This is a genomic window from Mesorhizobium sp. WSM4307, assembly GCF_007003945.1.
Lineage (GTDB): Bacteria > Pseudomonadota > Alphaproteobacteria > Rhizobiales > Rhizobiaceae > Mesorhizobium.
This window is the reverse complement of the sequence record NZ_VFTB01000001.1, coordinates 36,175-51,965: the sequence shown is the minus strand read 5'-3', so window position 1 is coordinate 51,965 and position 15,791 is coordinate 36,175. Positions and strand designations below refer to the sequence as shown.

At 64.3% G+C, this 15,791-nt stretch carries 11 protein-coding genes; 6 read left to right on the top strand and 5 right to left on the bottom strand.

Translation table 11 applies throughout. The features are described 5' to 3' along the window. Window positions 1–67 precede the first annotated feature (67 nt). Both FJV83_RS00225 and FJV83_RS00220 read left to right on the top strand, forming a co-directional pair. Window positions 68–1,354 carry an FAD-binding oxidoreductase gene (locus FJV83_RS00225; RefSeq protein ID WP_142886935.1) on the top strand — a complete coding sequence of 429 codons (1,287 nt, stop codon included), beginning with the start codon at window positions 68–70 and terminating at the stop codon, window positions 1,352–1,354. 358 nt (window positions 1,355–1,712) lie between these two features. Next, complete coding sequence (locus tag FJV83_RS00220; protein WP_185973459.1) at window positions 1,713–2,588, top strand: SH3 domain-containing protein; 876 nt, start codon at window positions 1,713–1,715, stop codon at window positions 2,586–2,588. Window positions 2,589–2,690: 102 nt separating this feature from the next. Here the strand turns inward: FJV83_RS00220 and FJV83_RS00215 are convergent, their stop codons facing one another. Beyond that, window positions 2,691–3,437 (bottom strand): SDR family oxidoreductase, encoded by a 747-nt coding sequence (locus FJV83_RS00215; RefSeq protein WP_142886961.1) that lies wholly within the window; start codon window positions 3,435–3,437, stop codon window positions 2,691–2,693. Between the two features lie 298 nt (window positions 3,438–3,735). On the opposite strand from FJV83_RS00215, the gene zwf reads away from it, so the two are divergent. From zwf to edd, 3 genes are all read left to right on the top strand, one after another. Beyond that, on the top strand, window positions 3,736–5,208 hold the full coding sequence (zwf, locus tag FJV83_RS00210; RefSeq protein ID WP_142886933.1) for a glucose-6-phosphate dehydrogenase: 1,473 nt from the start codon (window positions 3,736–3,738) through the stop codon (window positions 5,206–5,208). Then, window positions 5,190–5,906: a 6-phosphogluconolactonase gene (gene pgl / locus FJV83_RS00205; RefSeq protein WP_142886932.1), complete on the top strand. Its 717-nt coding sequence runs from the start codon at window positions 5,190–5,192 to the stop codon at window positions 5,904–5,906. Before zwf ends, pgl begins: the two co-directional genes overlap by 19 nt. A gap of 70 nt (window positions 5,907–5,976) precedes the next feature. Beyond that, window positions 5,977–7,800 (top strand): phosphogluconate dehydratase, encoded by a 1,824-nt coding sequence (edd, locus tag FJV83_RS00200; protein WP_142886931.1) that lies wholly within the window; start codon window positions 5,977–5,979, stop codon window positions 7,798–7,800. Window positions 7,801–7,866: 66 nt separating this feature from the next. Here the strand turns inward: edd and FJV83_RS00195 are convergent, their stop codons facing one another. The 4 genes from FJV83_RS00195 to FJV83_RS00180 all read right to left on the bottom strand — a co-directional run bounded on the left by FJV83_RS00195 (window position 7,867) and on the right by FJV83_RS00180 (window position 14,266). Then, a complete protein-coding gene (locus tag FJV83_RS00195; protein ID WP_095793648.1) occupies window positions 7,867–9,531 on the bottom strand; it encodes a VWA domain-containing protein in 1,665 nt (554 codons plus the stop codon). Window positions 9,532–9,701: 170 nt separating this feature from the next. Beyond that, on the bottom strand, window positions 9,702–10,664 hold the full coding sequence (locus tag FJV83_RS00190) for a GlxA family transcriptional regulator (protein ID WP_095775481.1): 963 nt from the start codon (window positions 10,662–10,664) through the stop codon (window positions 9,702–9,704). 64 nt (window positions 10,665–10,728) lie between these two features. After that, on the bottom strand, window positions 10,729–11,628 hold the full coding sequence (gene folD, locus FJV83_RS00185) for a bifunctional methylenetetrahydrofolate dehydrogenase/methenyltetrahydrofolate cyclohydrolase FolD (RefSeq protein ID WP_095775553.1): 900 nt from the start codon (window positions 11,626–11,628) through the stop codon (window positions 10,729–10,731). Between the two features lie 181 nt (window positions 11,629–11,809). Beyond that, the gene (locus tag FJV83_RS00180) at window positions 11,810–14,266 is read right to left on the bottom strand and encodes a GumC family protein (RefSeq protein ID WP_142886930.1); all 2,457 of its coding nucleotides are present in this window, start codon (window positions 14,264–14,266) and stop codon (window positions 11,810–11,812) included. A 200-nt stretch (window positions 14,267–14,466) separates the two neighbouring features. On the opposite strand from FJV83_RS00180, the gene FJV83_RS00175 reads away from it, so the two are divergent. Next, complete coding sequence (locus FJV83_RS00175; RefSeq protein WP_142886929.1) at window positions 14,467–15,762, top strand: lipopolysaccharide biosynthesis protein; 1,296 nt, start codon at window positions 14,467–14,469, stop codon at window positions 15,760–15,762. The last annotated feature ends 29 nt before the right edge of the window (window positions 15,763–15,791 follow it).

The following is a 15,791-nucleotide window of genomic DNA, read 5'->3' as shown; positions in this document are numbered from 1 at the left end:
GATGGATGAGCGCAGACGGTTGCGGTCTCTCACAGCCATTCGCTATTCACCATTCTTTGGCGTTCCCATGTCTTACCAATCCCCCATTTCTCCCGGCCGCTCCTGGTATGAGGACACGGCCGGGCCTCGGCCTGAGTATCCAGCGCTCGACGGCGACCGAAAATGCGATGTCGTCGTTGTCGGTGGCGGGTTCACAGGCCTGTCAGCGGCGGTTCACCTGGCGAAGGCCGGAGCAGATGTGGTGCTCATCGAATCGTATCGCTTCGGTGACGGCGCATCGGGCCGCAACGGCGGCCAGCTCGGCACCGGCCAGCGCGCCTGGGCAGAAGATCTGGAGGCCGAATACGGCCTGTCCCGCGCCAAGGCGCTGTTCGATCTCGCCGAAGAGGCGAAGGCGCATCTCATCGAATTCGCCGCCGCCAACCAGATTGATATCGACTACATGCCGGGCCAGCTCTCGGTGGCGCACAAGCCGCGCCATGTCGACGACTACAAGGCGCATGCCGAGATCATGGCCGGTCGTTTCTCCTATCCATACATCTCCTTCATGGATGCGAAGGAGACGGCGGAGCGGCTCGGCTCGACCGCCTATTTCGGCGGCACGCGCGACACCGGCACCGGCCATATCCATCCGATGAAGCTGGTGATCGGCACGGCGCGGGTGGCTGCGCAGGCCGGCGCGCGGCTGTTCGAAGGGACGCCGTCGACCAGCATCGTTTCCGCTGGCGGCAAGGTCAGGGTTTCCACGCCAAGAGGTACCGTGACGGCGCAGAAATGCCTGATCGCGGTCAACGCCTATGGCGGCACGCTCGAACCGGTGAGTGCCGCGCACATCATGCCGATCGGCTCCTTCATCGGTGCGACCGTGCCTTTGGGGGCGGATTCGAAAGTGCTGCCCGGCGGTGAGTCCGTCGATGATTCGCGCTTCGTGGTGCGCTATTTCCGCAAATCGAGGGACGGCCGGTTGCTGTTCGGCGGACGCGAGGTCTATGGCGTCAACGACCCGAAGGATATCCACATCCACATTCGCCGCCAGATCGTAGAGCTCTATCCGGCGCTGAAAGACATCGAGATCACCCATGGCTGGGGCGGCTATGTCGGCATCACCGTGCCGAGGAAACCATTCGTGCGCGAAGTGATGCCCAATGTGATCTCGGCCGGCGGCTATTCCGGCCACGGTGTCATGCTGTCGAACTTCTTCGGCAAGCTCTATGCCGAGACCGTCGCCGGCAATCGCGACCGGCTGAAACTGATCGAGGATCTGAAAATTCCGCCATTTCCCGGCGGCCGCCGTTTCCGCACCCCGCTGCTTTTCCTGGCGCTCAACTGGTTCGCGCTGCGCGACCGGATCTAGGGGAATATTGGCCAAAAGCGCCCCCCGGTTAGGGAAACCATACAGGCCTGAAGTGAGTCGCATGGACCCGGTTCGACGCGACGCGCCTCGTGCTCGGTCCAATCGCCATCACGATCTGATGTAATATTGTAATATTCATTGCCCTTGCGACACATTGCGGAAATGGCGGCAAAGGCGCAGAATCCTTTATAATGGCGTACTGATGCCACAATCGGGGGCGAAAGGTTCGCGCTTCTGGGCGACTATTCGGGGATTGCTGCGGGCTTGCCCGTGTTGATTTTTGGGACCGATGCCGATCAGACGCCGGACTTGCGGCAATGATCGAAAGAACATCGGCCCGCTTATGGAGGTGGCGAGAGTGAGAGAGCCCTTCAGTTTCGGTGCTCCGGAACGTCGGCGCTTTGCCATGCAGTTTGGATACGACATGCGGCCGTCCTTCTGGCAGGGAGTCCGTTCGAACTCGCATCTGGTGATTGCCGCGGTGGGCACCGCCGCGCTGCTCGGCGTGGCCGCGGTGGCGCTCTGGCTGGCATTGCCGACGAGCGAGCGGCAGGCAGCCGCCAGCCAGGAACAGAGTATTCCGGCCATTCCGGTGAAAACGACGAAGATCGTCCCCGCCGGAACCACGGTGGCCGCGGCGACCGTGCCGCAGCCCGCCCGCAAGTCCGATCAGGTCTCGCCGACGATGGCGGCGGCGAAAGCAAACATACAAGCACTGGCGGCCAATGATCCCCGCTGGATGGGAGCGCAGCCGAAGGCCGCTTCGGCGGCACCCGATCAGGCGGCCGCCCCCAGACAGGGGGCCAATCAGGCTAAGCCGACGCCGGTCAAGCCGGCTGTCGCGGCGGCATTCGCGCCACCGGCGACCGATACCGATGCCGCCAGCGAACTTGCCAAGGTTGCCGCGCCCGCACCAGCGGCAAGCAGCAATCCGGATGGAGCCAAGACCGCCGCGATCCCTGAAGTGCAGCCACAGGCGCCCGAACAGCAGCCGACGGCGAGTGATGATGGCAGCAAGGCCAAGGCCAAGCCACAAAAGGTGGCGGCGGCCGGCAACGGGCGAATCCTGAGACCGGTGACCATGCGCAGCGGCCCGAAGAAGAACGCAGCCGCCATCGTCACCGTGCCGGCAAGAACCTCGGTGCAGGTGATGAACTGCAAGCAATGGTGTCAGATCGTCTACAACGGCAAGACAGGCTGGGTCTACAAGAGCTACATCAAGACCGGCGGCTGATGTACCGGCGCATTTGCGGCTGAGGCCGTACGTTGCCGGTACAAGTCAAACTCGAAGTCGCGGGCACTGTCGAACCGACCGGCGCCACGATGACGATGCGCTTCAGATGCAACGGCCGCCATCGACCTCCAGCGCCACGCCGGTGATGAAGGCGGCTTCGTCCGATGCCAGCCAGAGTGCGGCATTGGCGATATCGAGTGGGGTCGAAAGCCGGCCGAGCGGGATCGAGGCGCGGAAAGTCTGGCGAATCTCGGGCGTGTCGGCGCCCATGAACTTCTCCAGCATGCCAGTTTCGCCGGCGACCGGGCAGAGGCAATTGACGCGAATGTTCTTCGGCGCGAGTTCCACCGCCATCGACTTGGTGGCGGTGATCGCCCAACCTTTCGAGGCATTGTACCAGGTGAGGCCGGGCCGTGGCCTGAGGCCAGCGGTGGAGGCCGTGGTCAGGATGACGCCGCCACCTTGCCGCTCCATGATCGGCACCACGGCAAGAGCCGCGTGATAGATCGCCTTCATGTTGACAGCGGTGATCAGGTCGAAGGTTTCCTCGTCGATCTTCAGCATGTCGCCGTTGCGGTGGGTGTAACCGGCATTGTTGACCATGATGTCGATGCGGCCGAAGGCGCTCTTGGCGGCATAGACCATCTCGCCGAATTCGGAGCGCAGCGAGACATCGGTCTGCGTCCAGATCGCCGCCTCGCCTATCTCGCCGGCGACGCGCTCCGCCCCCTTGGCGTTGAGGTCGGCGACAACGACCCTGGCGCCTTCCTGCGCGAAGCGCTTGGCCATGCCTTCGCCGAAGCCGGATGCCGCGCCGGTAATGATGGCGACCTTGTTTTCCAGACGCATGCTTTTCCCGCTCATCGATGTCTTCCTGGCGGCTGACCGGCGCGGCCCATGCCGCGACAGACAAGGCGCCATTTCTCCCTTAGCTTTCGTCACATTCACGTTCTATGCTGCAACTGCGAAAGCTTCCGGAGTCTTCGTTCACCGACAAGCCTCCGGCAAGCGCCAGTGTCAAGCGCACATGTGGACCCAATCAATATCCAGCGATTGGTCCTCGATGTGACACCATGGCACTGGAAAATTTAAATCGATTAGAATATATCAGCCGCGTACTCGCGACCGGCGTCAAAGCGGACAGACCATGACCAGCCAGATCATTCCCGTCGACCCTTTCGACTTCATCATTTTCGGCGGCACCGGCGACCTGTCGGAACGCAAGCTTCTGCCGTCGCTCTATTATCGCCAGCGCGACCATCAATTCTCCGAGCCGACACGCATCATCGGCACATCGCGCTCGAAAATGAGCGACGATGAATTCCGCGCCTTCGCCAGCCAGGCGATCTCCGACCACGTCAAGCCGGCCGATATCAACGCCAAGGAGCTGAAGACCTTCCTGGCGCGGCTTTCCTATGTCTCCGCCGATGCCACAAATGGCGCCGGCTTTGACAAGCTCAAGAAGGCGATCGGCGAGAGCGAGAGCATCCGCGCCTTCTATCTGGCCGTCGCACCGGCGCTGTTCGGCGATATCTCGCACAAGCTCAAAGAACACAAACTGATCACGCCGAATTCGCGCATCGTGCTGGAGAAGCCGATCGGCCGCGACCTTGCCTCGGCGCAGGCGCTCAACGATCTGGTCGGCGACGACTTCCACGAAAGCCAGATCTTCCGCATCGACCATTACCTCGGCAAGGAGACGGTGCAGAACCTGATGGCGCTGCGCTTTGCCAACGCGCTCTACGAGCCGCTGTGGAACTCCGCCCATATCGACCACGTGCAGATCACCGTGGCCGAGACCGTCGGCCTGGAAGACCGCGTCACCTATTACGACAAGGCCGGCGCGCTGCGCGACATGGTGCAGAACCACATGCTGCAGCTGCTCTGCCTCGTCGCCATGGAGGCGCCGTCATCGATGGACGCCGACGCCGTGCGCGACGAGAAGCTCAAGGTGCTGCGGGCGCTGAAGCGCATCAACGGCAACGAGGCGCCGAAGCACACGGTGCGCGGCCAGTACCGCGCCGGTGCATCGGCCGGCGGGCCGGTGAAAGGCTATGTCGAGGAGCTCGGCAAGGACAGCAACACCGAAACCTTCGTCGCCATCAAGGCCGAGATCGGCACCTGGCGCTGGGCTGGCGTTCCGTTCTACCTCAGGACCGGCAAGCGGCTGGCGACCCGGGTTTCGGAAATCGTCATCGAATTCAAACCGATCCCGCATTCGATCTTCGGTGACAGCGGTGCCGGACCGATCTTCGCCAACCAGCTGGTCATCCGCCTGCAGCCGGACGAAGGCGTCAAGCAGTTCATCATGATCAAGGATCCAGGCCCGGGCGGCATGCGGCTGCGCCAAATCTCGCTCGACATGAGCTTCGCGCAGTCCTTCGACGGCCGCGCGCCCGATGCCTATGAAAGGCTGATCATGGACGTCATCCGCGGCAACCAGACGCTGTTCATGCGCCGCGACGAGGTCGAGGCGGCGTGGAAATGGATCGACCCGATCCAGAATGCCTGGGAAGGCGCCAAGCAGGAAGCACAGGGCTATACGGCAGGCACATGGGGGCCGTCGGCCTCGATAGCGCTGATCGAACGTGACGGGCGGACATGGCACGAGAGCAATTGAACGGCGCCAGCTACAACTGGAACCCTTTCCCCGACCGGCCGCACCTGGCCGCTGCGCTGGCCGGCCGCGTCGCCGATCGGCTGACCAGGGCGATCGGCGAGCGCGGCACCGCAGTGCTGGCCGTCTCCGGCGGCACGACGCCGGCAAAATTCTTTGCCGCCCTTTCGGCGATGCCGATCGCCTGGGACAAGGTGATCGTGACGCTGGTCGACGAGCGTTTCGTGCCGGCCTCCTCGCCGCGCTCCAATGCCGGGCTGGTGGCCGCCAATCTCTTGCAGAACGCCGCCAAGGCGGCGCGCTTCGTGCCGCTCTACCATGAGGCATCGGGCATCGAGGATGCAGCGGCATCCGACGATGCCGCACTGCGCTCCCTGCCGTGGCCGCTCGATGTCGTGGTGCTCGGCATGGGGCCGGACGGCCACACCGCCTCGTTCTTTCCCGATGCCGACGATCTGGCCAAGCTGCTCGACCCAGCCTCGGACAGGATCATCCTGCCGGTCCACGCGGCCAGTGCGGGCGAGCCGCGGCTGACCCTGACGCTGGCGCGCATCATCGATGCCGGCTTCATCGCGCTGCACATAGAGGGCGAGGACAAGCGCACCGCCTTCGACGGCGCGGTCGCGCCCGGGCCGCGAAAGCCGATCCGCGCCGTGCTCGACGCCGCTCCCAGGCCCGTAGAGGTTTTCTGGGCGCCCTGATTTTAGATTTAGTGGTCCCGGCAACGGCGGGAGGATGTTTCCGGGACCTCGCCTGAAAGGACCGACCGCCATGACCGCAAGAAGCGACATCGAAGCCATCACGGAGCGCATCCGCCAACGTTCGAAGGCGGGCCGCGAACGTTATCTCGGCCGTATCGCCGAAGCGTCGAACCAGACCGCCAACCGGTCGGTGCTGTCCTGCGGCAACCTCGCCCACGGCTTTGCGGTGTGCAGCCCCTCGGAAAAGCTGGCGCTCGGCGCCGACAAGGTGCCCAATCTCGGCATCATCACCTCCTACAACGACATGCTGTCGGCGCATCAGCCCTTCGAGACCTTCCCTGCCCTGATCAAGGAGGCCGCGCGCGAAGCCGGCGGCATCGCCCAGGTGGCCGGCGGCGTGCCGGCGATGTGCGATGGCGTCACGCAGGGCCAGCCCGGCATGGAATTGTCGCTGTTTTCGCGCGACGTGATCGCCATGTCGGCGGCGGTCGGCCTGTCGCACAACATGTTCGACGCCGCTGTCTTTCTCGGCGTCTGCGACAAGATCGTACCGGGACTGGTGATCGCGGCGCTGACCTTCGGCCATCTGCCGGCGGTGTTCATCCCGGCCGGACCGATGACGACCGGGCTGCCCAATGACGAGAAGGCCAAGGTCCGCCAGCTCTATGCCGAGGGCAAGGCAGGACGCGCCGAACTGCTGGAAGCCGAGTCCAAGTCCTACCATGGGCCGGGCACCTGCACTTTCTACGGCACGGCGAATTCCAACCAGATGCTGATGGAGATCATGGGCCTGCACACGCCCGGCGCCTCCTTCGTCAATCCCGGCACGCCGTTGCGTGATGCGCTGACCCGCGAGGCGACGAAGCGGGCACTGGCCATCACCGCGCTCGGCAATGCCTATACGCCGGTCGGGCGGATGATCGACGAGCGGTCGATCGTCAACGGCGTCGTCGGCCTGCATGCCACCGGCGGCTCGACCAACCACACCATCCACCTGATTGCCATGGCAGCCGCGGCCGGCATCGCGCTGACCTGGCAGGATATTTCCGACCTGTCGGAAGCAGTGCCGCTTCTGGCCCGCGTCTACCCGAACGGGCTTGCCGACGTGAACCATTTCCATGCCGCCGGCGGGCTCGGCTTCCTGATCCGCGAACTGCTCGACGAAGGCGTCATGCACGAGGATGTGCAGACGGTGTGGGGCGAAGGCCTGCGACCCTATGCGGTCGAGGCAAAGCTCGGCGCCGATGGCTCGGTGGTGCGCGAGGCCTCGCCGCGTGCCAGCGGTGACGAAAAGGTGCTGGCGCCGTTCCACAAGGCGTTCCAGCCGACCGGCGGCCTGAAGGTGCTGGCGGGCAATCTCGGCCACGCCGTCATCAAGACCTCCGCCGTAAAGCCGGAACGGCGCATCATCGAGGCGCCGGCCAAGGTGTTCGACAGCCAACAGGGCCTGAACGACGCGTTCAAGGCCGGCACGCTCACCGGCGATTTCATCGCCGTCATCCGCTTCCAGGGCCCGAAGGCCAACGGCATGCCGGAACTGCACAAACTGACCACAGTGCTCGGCATCCTGCAGGATCGCGGCCAGCGCGTGGCGCTGGTCACCGACGGGCGCATGTCGGGCGCTTCCGGCAAGGTGCCGGCGGCGATCCATGTGACGCCGGAAGCCGTCGAGGACGGGCCGATCGCCCGGATCCATGAAGGCGACATCATCCGTCTCGACGCCGATGCCGGCACGCTGGAAGTGCTGGTGCCGGGGACCGAGTTCGCGTTGCGCCGCACCGCTGAAGCCGATCTCATCGGCAACGAGTTCGGCTTCGGCCGCGAGCTGTTCGCCGGCTTCCGGCAGCTGGTGGGCCGCGCCGACCATGGCGCCAGCGCTTTCGGAACGGCGTGACGTGATCCGTCTCATCCATGAAAAAGGGCGGCTCGTGGCCGCCCTTTTTACATTATCCATGCGATCCTATTGCACCGTCAACTCAGCCCGCTCGCCGGCCTTGACCGTCACAGTGCCTTCCTTCGAGCTGTTGTCCGATTTCTCCGAGACGACGGCGTAGTCACCCACCGGTATCGCCGCCTGATACTTCTGGTCGTATGCGTAGCCAAGCGACTTGCGGTTGCCGTTGATGTCCTTCTTGGTTTCGAAAATCTCAATCTTCGAGGCTCCGGGCGCGGTGATCGCCAGCACGCCGGCATTCATGGCGACCTTCACATCCTGAAATTCGCCGACCTTGACGTTGAACGGCTGCTCGACTACGGCAAGATCGACCGTCGCAATCAACACATAGTCATCAGGCGGCAGATCGAACTTGCTGTCGGGACCATAGGCATAGGTCACCTCCTCCCGGGTTCCGTCGATCTTCTTTTTCGCCTTCACGACCTTGAAGCCGATGCCCGAACCGTCGGCCTTGTCGCCGCCGGCTGTATAATAGGCGTTGGCAACGACATGTCCGACGCCGGCGATGATGTCCTTTTCGACTGTCTTGCCGGCAGCGAGCGGTATCGTCTCGGAAGCCACGCCCTGGCCGATCGTGACCGTCACTTTCTCCTCGCCGGCCGGCAACACGGTCTTGGTGGTCCCATAGTAGGTCGCGGGATTATCGGCACCTGGGTAGTCGATCACGACGGCCGCGCCATCGACAACATCCGCCCCCGCGCTTGGTCGCGGATGAATGATGAGCGTGCCGGCATTCAAGGTGAAGAGCGGCTTGGCGACCTGGCCTGCCTCGATCTTGACCTTCTGCTCCACCTTGGCCTCGCCGTCGCGCGCGACGATGACGTAATCGCCCGGTTCCAGATTGGCTTTGTAGGCGCCATATTCGGTGGTGACGTTGTCGCCACGCGTGCCGTCGGACTTTGCCTTGTAGACTTCCCAGGCATTGCCGTCGGTGACCGGATCACCGCCCTCGGCAAGCACCGCCGTCGGCATGAAATTGAATTCCGGCTTGGCAGGCTCGGGGGCAGGCGCCGGTGCGGGAGCCGGTTCAGGCGCGGGTGCCGGCGCCGGGGCAGCGACGGTTTCGACCAGGGCTTCCTGCAGCGCCTTCTCATCGGAGGCCCGGATGTACTTGCCGCCGGTGTTTTCGGCCAGGCAAGCGATCTGCTTGCCCTCGTCGGCTGTCAATCCGAAGCCGACGACATCGGCGGTGAAATCGACGCCGGATGCCTTGAGTTCCTTGCCCAGTGCACAGGGGTCACCGCCGCAGGTTTCCAACCCATCGGTGATCAGGACGACGGTTGCCTTGTCCTCGGTGTATCTCAGCGCTTCCGCCGCCTGCTTGACGGCCGCCGTCAACGGCGTCTTGCCAAGGAATTTCAAACTGTCGGCGGCATCCGTGATGGCGCTTGCCGAGCCTGCCTGAGGCGGCACGATCAACTGGATGTCGTCGCAGCTGCCTTTTTCGCGATGGCCATAGGCCATGAAGCCGATCTCGTCGTCGGCGGGAACCGATTGAAGCACGGTCCTCAGCGATTCCCTGGCGATTTCGAGCTTGGGCTTGCCGTCGATCTGTGCCCACATCGAGCCGGAAGCGTCGAGAATGATGATGACCTTGTTGGCGGCGAAGCCGACCGTCGTCATGAAAAACAGGAGGATCGCCGCAGCGATGCTCCGCGCAAATACTGCCATCGAAATCTCCTGAGTTAGCCCCCTAATCCGCACAGGGAAGCTATTTGAGGCGGCTTCAGGACACAAGCCCGGCGCGGCCGTCTCACTCAGGCCCCCGGAGCGGAGACAAAGCGTTCGTGCGGCAGGATCGCCCCGGCAGCAGGCGTCTTGAAGCCAGATCGAAGCCCGGCTCAGTAGGTGGTGCGGCGCTCTTCGGAGGGCGGCCGGCCGAACTGCAGCCGGTAGCTCTGGGCGAAATAGGAATGCGAGGTGAAGCCGGTCGCGATCGCCACGTCGAGGATCGGCATGTTGGTCTGGCGCAGCAATTCGCGCGCCCGCTCCAGCCGCAGCCGCATGTAGTAGCGGCCGGGCGTCACGTTGAGGTGGCGCAGGAACAGACGCTCGACCTGGCGCACCGAAAGGCCAGCCGATTTGGCGAGTTGCACCGCCGAAAGCGGCTCATCGAGGTGGTCGGCCATCAGCTCGACGATGCGCCTCAGCTTCTCCGACTTGCCGGTCAGATCGCGCTCCGGCCCGACACGCTGGCGGTCGCCGGCCGAGCGGATGCGCTCGTGCTGGAACTGGTTGGCGACGCCATTGGCGAGGTTCGAGCCGAAATCGCCGCGCACGATCTCCAGCATCAGGTCGATCGAGGTGGTGCCGCCGGCGCAGGTGTAGCGCTTGCGATCGATCTCGAAGACATTGCCGGTGCAGTTGATGTCGGGGAAGCGCTCCATGAAGCCGGCGCGGTTTTCCCAATGGATGGTGCAGCGGTAACCGTCGAGCTGGCCGGCCTCGGCCAGCAGGTAGGACCCGACCGACAGCGCGCCGAGCGCGTTGCCGCGCCGGCCCCAGCTGCGCAACGCCGCCAGAACCTTGCTCTTGCCGGGAAATTCCGTCGTCAGGCCGACCGAAACGAAAAGGATGTCGACCGGCGGCAGGTCGGCGACGGCATAGTCGATCTTGAGCGGCAGGCCGTTGGACGCCATCACCGGATCGCCATCGGCGGACACCGTGGTCCAGCCATAGAAATCGCGGCCGAGCAGACGGTTCGCCGACCGGAAGGTGTCGATCGCCGCGGCCAGCGAGAACATGGAAAACTTGTCGACCAGCAGGAAGGCGAACTGCCGGCCACCTTGAACGGGATCAGTCATGACCGGCCGTTCCGGGGAAATGGTGGGGTTCGGCAAAACTGGCGCTTTCAGGGTCAACCCGGGCTCAGAAGGAGGGCCGCTTCAATCCGGCCGCAAGGTAGGCAGAAGCTAACGTATTGGCCATCAGCATGGCAATGGTCATCGGCCCGACACCGCCGGGCACCGGCGTGATGGCGCCGGCTTGCCCGGCCGCCTCGGCATAGGCGACATCGCCGACGAGGCGCGACTTGCCCTCGCCCTTCTCGGGCGCGGGAATGCGGTTGATGCCGACATCGATGACGGTGGCGCCCGGCTTCACCCAATCCCCCTTGATCATTTCCGGCCGGCCGACGGCGGCGACCAGGATGTCCGCGGTGCGGGCAAGCGCCGGCAGATCCTTGGTGCGGCTGTGGGCGATGGTGACGGTGCAGTTGGCGGCAAGCAGCAGATTGGCCATCGGCTTGCCGACGATGTTGGAGCGGCCGACGACGACGGCGTTGAGGCCGGACAGGTCCTTGCCGCGCACGCGCTCGATCAGAAGCATGGAGCCGGCCGGCGTGCAGGGAACGAAGGCCGTGTCGAGTTCGCCCGTGCCGAGCTTGCCGACATTGATGAAATGGAAGCCGTCGACATCCTTCTGAGGCGCAATCGCCTGGATGATCTTGCCGGCGTCGATATGGGCGGGCAGCGGCAGCTGCACCAGGATGCCGTTGATGGCCGGATCGGCGTTGAGGTCGGCGATGATCTTGAGCAGCGCCTCTTGGGAAGTCTCCGCCGGCAGCGTGTGCTGGAGCGAATGAAAGCCGCATTCCTTGGCGGTGCGCGATTTGGAAGCGACATAGACCTGGCTCGCCGGATCCTCGCCGACGATGACCACGGCCAGACCAGGCTTGGCGTTGCCTTTGGCGACCAGCTCGGCGGTCAACGCCTTGACCGTCCGCACCACATCCTCGGCAACGCTCTTTCCGTCAATCACTTCGGCCATGAACATCCTCAACCCTGTTTCGCGCGACGCCGCTTTCGAGACGCAATGTCCCGGCGACGGCAACATGCAGCGCGGCATTGTCACGAAAATTTCGGCACGCAATCCCGTCAAAGCGCCGTCCCATGCCGTTTACGCGAAAACCGGGATGGTTTTGTTTGGCCTCGGCAACGTATCTTGTGGCTCAGAAGTAGCGGCGGCGGGCGCGGCTCTCGGTGAGTTCGCGGACCGCCTCGCGGAATTCGCGCAGGCTGGCACGAATTTCCTCGATCGGCGCCTGTTCGGCGCCTTCCTCAACCGGCGAAGGCTCCACCGATGGCTGGGGTTGATACGCCGGCGGCGCGGCCTGCGGCGGATACGGCATGTGCCCGGCATTGGGCGCCATGGCCTGGGTATAGGGGTAACCTGCAGGGGGATAGGGCGGCGGAGCCGGATAGATCGGCAATGGCGGCATCAGGGGCGACCGCGACGGCGGCCCCATCGGCTGGGAATAGGAGGCATCGAAGCCTGGCGGCAAAGGCGGCCGCGAATAGACCGACGACCGCGGCATGAAGGCGGAATCCGGGTTCGGGAAGCCTGAGGGCATGGCAGCATCCGCCGGCCGCGCATTGTCGCCAAAGGGGGCGAATTCGCTGTCATCGTCCAGTTCGGCGGATGGCTTGCGGGAGAGAACATTGCGCAATTTCGCCATGATCGCGGCGACACGCCCGGGGCGTCCGGCGGGAGCGGCTTCGGCCTGTGCCAAGGGCGGTGGCGGTGCTGGCGGCGGGGGTGGCACCGGCGGCACGGGCGCTGCCGGCATTGGCGGCGCGGGCGGCGGCGCCGCCCGGAATGCCTGGTCTTCGACAGGCGCCTTGCGGTCGCGGCGCGAGCGCGATGCGGCGGTCTCGCGCAGGCTTTCATAGGCGCCGCGCATGGCACCGAGGCCAATTCCAGAGGCAAGCCCCAGAAGCAGACCGGCAAGGGCCATCACGGCCCGCGACGGACCTTTGGCCTCGAGCGGTGCGAAGGCCTTGGAGATCACATTCATGTTGGCGGTGTTGATATCCTTCTGCTCGCCGGTCTCCTTGGCGCGCAGCAGATATTGTTCGTAGACGGAGCGCTTGGCGGCGGCCTCGCGCTCCAGTTCGCGCATCGACACCAAATCGCTGTTGACGTCGCCGCTGCGCACCTTGAGCTGGGCAAGGCGGGAGGAGAGATCCTGTTCCAACTGGACGGCGCGTTTCAGATCGACCTGCAGCGAGGAAGCGATGCGGCGCAACTCGCCGGCGATGCGGTCGCGCGCCCCGGCAATCTGTGCGTTCAGCGCCTGGAGTTCAGGATGACGCGGACCCAGCCGGATGGCGGCACGGTCCGCCTCCTGCTTGAGCGTTGCATATTGCGAACGCAGATCGCTCATCGTGTTGGAATTGATCTCTTCCGGTAAGGTGCCGGCGAGAACCGAATTCACGTCGATCGAGCGCGCCGAAGCCGCCCTTGCATTGAGCTCCAGCGTGCGGGCGCGGGCGACCGAGAGCTGCTCGTTGAGCTTCAGCATCTCATCGTCGCTGATCAGATGACCCTGTGCGTCGACGAGGTCATGCGACGCTCTGAACTCCTCGACCTTGCGTTCGGCTGCCTCGACGCCCTTGCGCAGTTCATCGAGCCTTGCCGTCAGTTCGTCGGTCGCACGGCCGGCCGTAGCGGACTGGATCTGACCGAAGGTCTGCAGGAACACATCCGTCATCGTGTTGGCGATGAGCGCCGACTTCTCGCCGTTCTGCGTGATCGCGCTGACGGTGATGACGAAAGTCTTGCCGCCACGCTCGACAGACAGGCTTTCGGCCAGATTGCCAACGGCGAGCGCACGCCGGCGGACCTCGTCGGCGCCGCTCGGGCCGTCCTGGTGCGGGAGAATCGAGCGAATGAGAGACCTGATGCCGAGGCCGCCGGCACCCTGGCCGTTGAACTCCGGATCGTTGGCCAGGTTGAGCTTGTCGACGACCTTGTTCAAGACCGTGCCCGAGGTCAGCACCCGGACCTGGTTTTCAACGATGGCGAGCGTGGCGTCGGAAGCGACCACATTCTGGGTAAGGTCCCGGTCGGTGAGCTTGAGGTCGCGCGGGTCAACGATCAGTTCAGCGGTGGCTTCATATTTCTTCGGTGTCGACAGCGCGATCGCGATGCCGAGCCCGGCACCGATCAGGGTGGTGGTGATGATCAGCAGTTTCGACCTGGCAATGCCACGGACGACCTGCATCGGATCGATCAGCGGCTTCCACTGTTGATCGTCCTGGCGGGATCCGGACGTGTCATGCGAGCGAATGCTGCCGGAACGTTCTTCAGCGGATTGCCTTGAATACGGCATGGCCGGCGGAAGATCGCCGGCGTCCTCTTGTGCGCGCCAGACGTCGTCCCCTACAGCCGCTTCCGGCTCTGTCCGGAAGCGCTCTGTTCCGGCGGCAGACGGCGCTGGGTTCGCCTGCACCTCACGCCGTGAACGGGCAAGGCGATGGCGCGTGGCGGCATCCTCGCGCCAAGCAGAATCTGCGCGATCGCCTATCGAGACCAGGGATGCGTCATCCTCACCGCGCATGGCCTGGCCGAGCGCCAGCAATGAACGCTCGCGCCTCCAGTCTTCACGGTTTTCCCTGTCGACCATTATCTTGGAGCTTCACTCTTTGGCCGCTGGGGCAGCGGCGGTCGGCTACTCGTTAAGCCACGCTAAACAAGCATAGGAAACAAAAAGTTAATTTCGGCATGCCGGCATGTAAGCTTTTCATAACCTCAAGTGTCGGAATTTCAGTGCTTTCGGGCCTCAGAACGGCACGTTAAGCTTTCCCGCCTATGGCTTCCCGGCGCATGACCGAAGCTCGCGGCATACCGCAAAGGCGTAGTTTCGCCCGGATCGGCACTTTCGTGGCCGAGCGACGGGGGCTGGTGCGCGATTATTTTTCGGCGATCAGCGGCGCCGGCGGGCGGCTGGTGTTTTCGCTGGCCTATTTCATCGCCCTCGCCAACACTTTGTCGATCTCCGAATTCGGCATGTTCGCCACCGCCTCGGCGGCCGGCGTGATGCTGTCGCGGATCCTGGCCTTCGGTTTCATCTCGGCGCTCTACCGCACCGCCACCATCCGCCCCAATCTGATCGGCACCTTCACAGCCGGCTTCCTGCTGCTCGGCGTCGTTTCGCTGCCGTTCCTGGCGTTGGCCTCGTTCGGGGTCTACCTGATGTTCTTTGCCGGCACCGTGCCGCTGTCGGTGTTTTCGGCGATCGTGTTTGCCGAAGCGCTGTTGTGGCGGCCGGTCGAGGTGGCGCTGATCGTCAACAACGGGCTGGGCAAATTCGGGCGCGCCGCGATCCTGGCGATCCTGGCAACGGCACTGCGGGCGCTTGGCGCGGTGCTGTTCATGGTCTCGGCGCAGCACAGCATCTGGGCGTGGTCGTGGTTTTATATCGGCGCCAACGCCGCCTCGCTGCTTCTGGCTTTCGGCTGGTTCTATCCACGCCAAAGGCTGCGGCTGCGCATCGAGCTTTATCTCAGGCGGCTTGCCGATTCCATTTACGTCGCCGGCGCGGAAGTGCTGTTCTACCTGCAGTCGGAATTCGACAAGCTGCTGGTGCTGGCGATCGGCGGCCCGCATCTGGCCGGCATCTATGCCATCATCATGCGGCTGGTCGACCTGACCGCGATCCCGATCCGCACCTTCTCGATGATGCTGGTGCAACGCATGATGCGCGCGCCGGACCTGTTGTCGCGGCTGGCGGTCAAGAGCGGCATCGAGGGCGGCGTGTTCGTCGTTTCGACGCTGGCGCTGCTGGCGCTCGGCATCGTGCTGCACTTCTTCCCCAACGCCCTCGGCCGGAACGTCTCCGAGGCCGCGCCGCTGGTGGCGCTGGCAATCTGCGTTCCGGGATTGCGCAATCTGGTCGAATACCAGGCGGAGCTGTTGTTCGCGCGCGGCCAGACGGCGGTGCGGGCGCTCAATCTCGGTTTGCTCGCCGCCCTGAAGGCACTGCTTTTGACCTATGTGCTGACCACCATCGCCGACACGTCGAAGCTGGTACTGTCGCTCAACATGGTCTTCCTGATGCTCTATCTCGCTTCGATGCTGCTGACTTATTCGGCGCTGCGCAGGCCGGCGAAGGCGATCTGAATTCAGGTGAGGCCGGCCTGCAAACAGCG

Coding starts and splice junctions, on each gene's coding strand:
- FJV83_RS00225 (WP_142886935.1), top strand. CDS start 68: ATGTCTTACCAATCCCCCATTTCTCCCGGCCGCTCCTGGTATGAGGAC.
- FJV83_RS00215 (WP_142886961.1), bottom strand. CDS start 3,437: ATGCGTCTGGAAAACAAGGTCGCCATCATTACCGGCGCGGCATCCGGC.
- zwf (WP_142886933.1), top strand. CDS start 3,736: ATGACCAGCCAGATCATTCCCGTCGACCCTTTCGACTTCATCATTTTC.
- pgl (WP_142886932.1), top strand. CDS start 5,190: ATGGCACGAGAGCAATTGAACGGCGCCAGCTACAACTGGAACCCTTTC.
- edd (WP_142886931.1), top strand. CDS start 5,977: ATGACCGCAAGAAGCGACATCGAAGCCATCACGGAGCGCATCCGCCAA.
- FJV83_RS00195 (WP_095793648.1), bottom strand. CDS start 9,531: ATGGCAGTATTTGCGCGGAGCATCGCTGCGGCGATCCTCCTGTTTTTC.
- FJV83_RS00190 (WP_095775481.1), bottom strand. CDS start 10,664: ATGACTGATCCCGTTCAAGGTGGCCGGCAGTTCGCCTTCCTGCTGGTC.
- folD (WP_095775553.1), bottom strand. CDS start 11,628: ATGGCCGAAGTGATTGACGGAAAGAGCGTTGCCGAGGATGTGGTGCGG.
- FJV83_RS00180 (WP_142886930.1), bottom strand. CDS start 14,266: ATGGTCGACAGGGAAAACCGTGAAGACTGGAGGCGCGAGCGTTCATTG.
- FJV83_RS00175 (WP_142886929.1), top strand. CDS start 14,467: ATGACCGAAGCTCGCGGCATACCGCAAAGGCGTAGTTTCGCCCGGATC.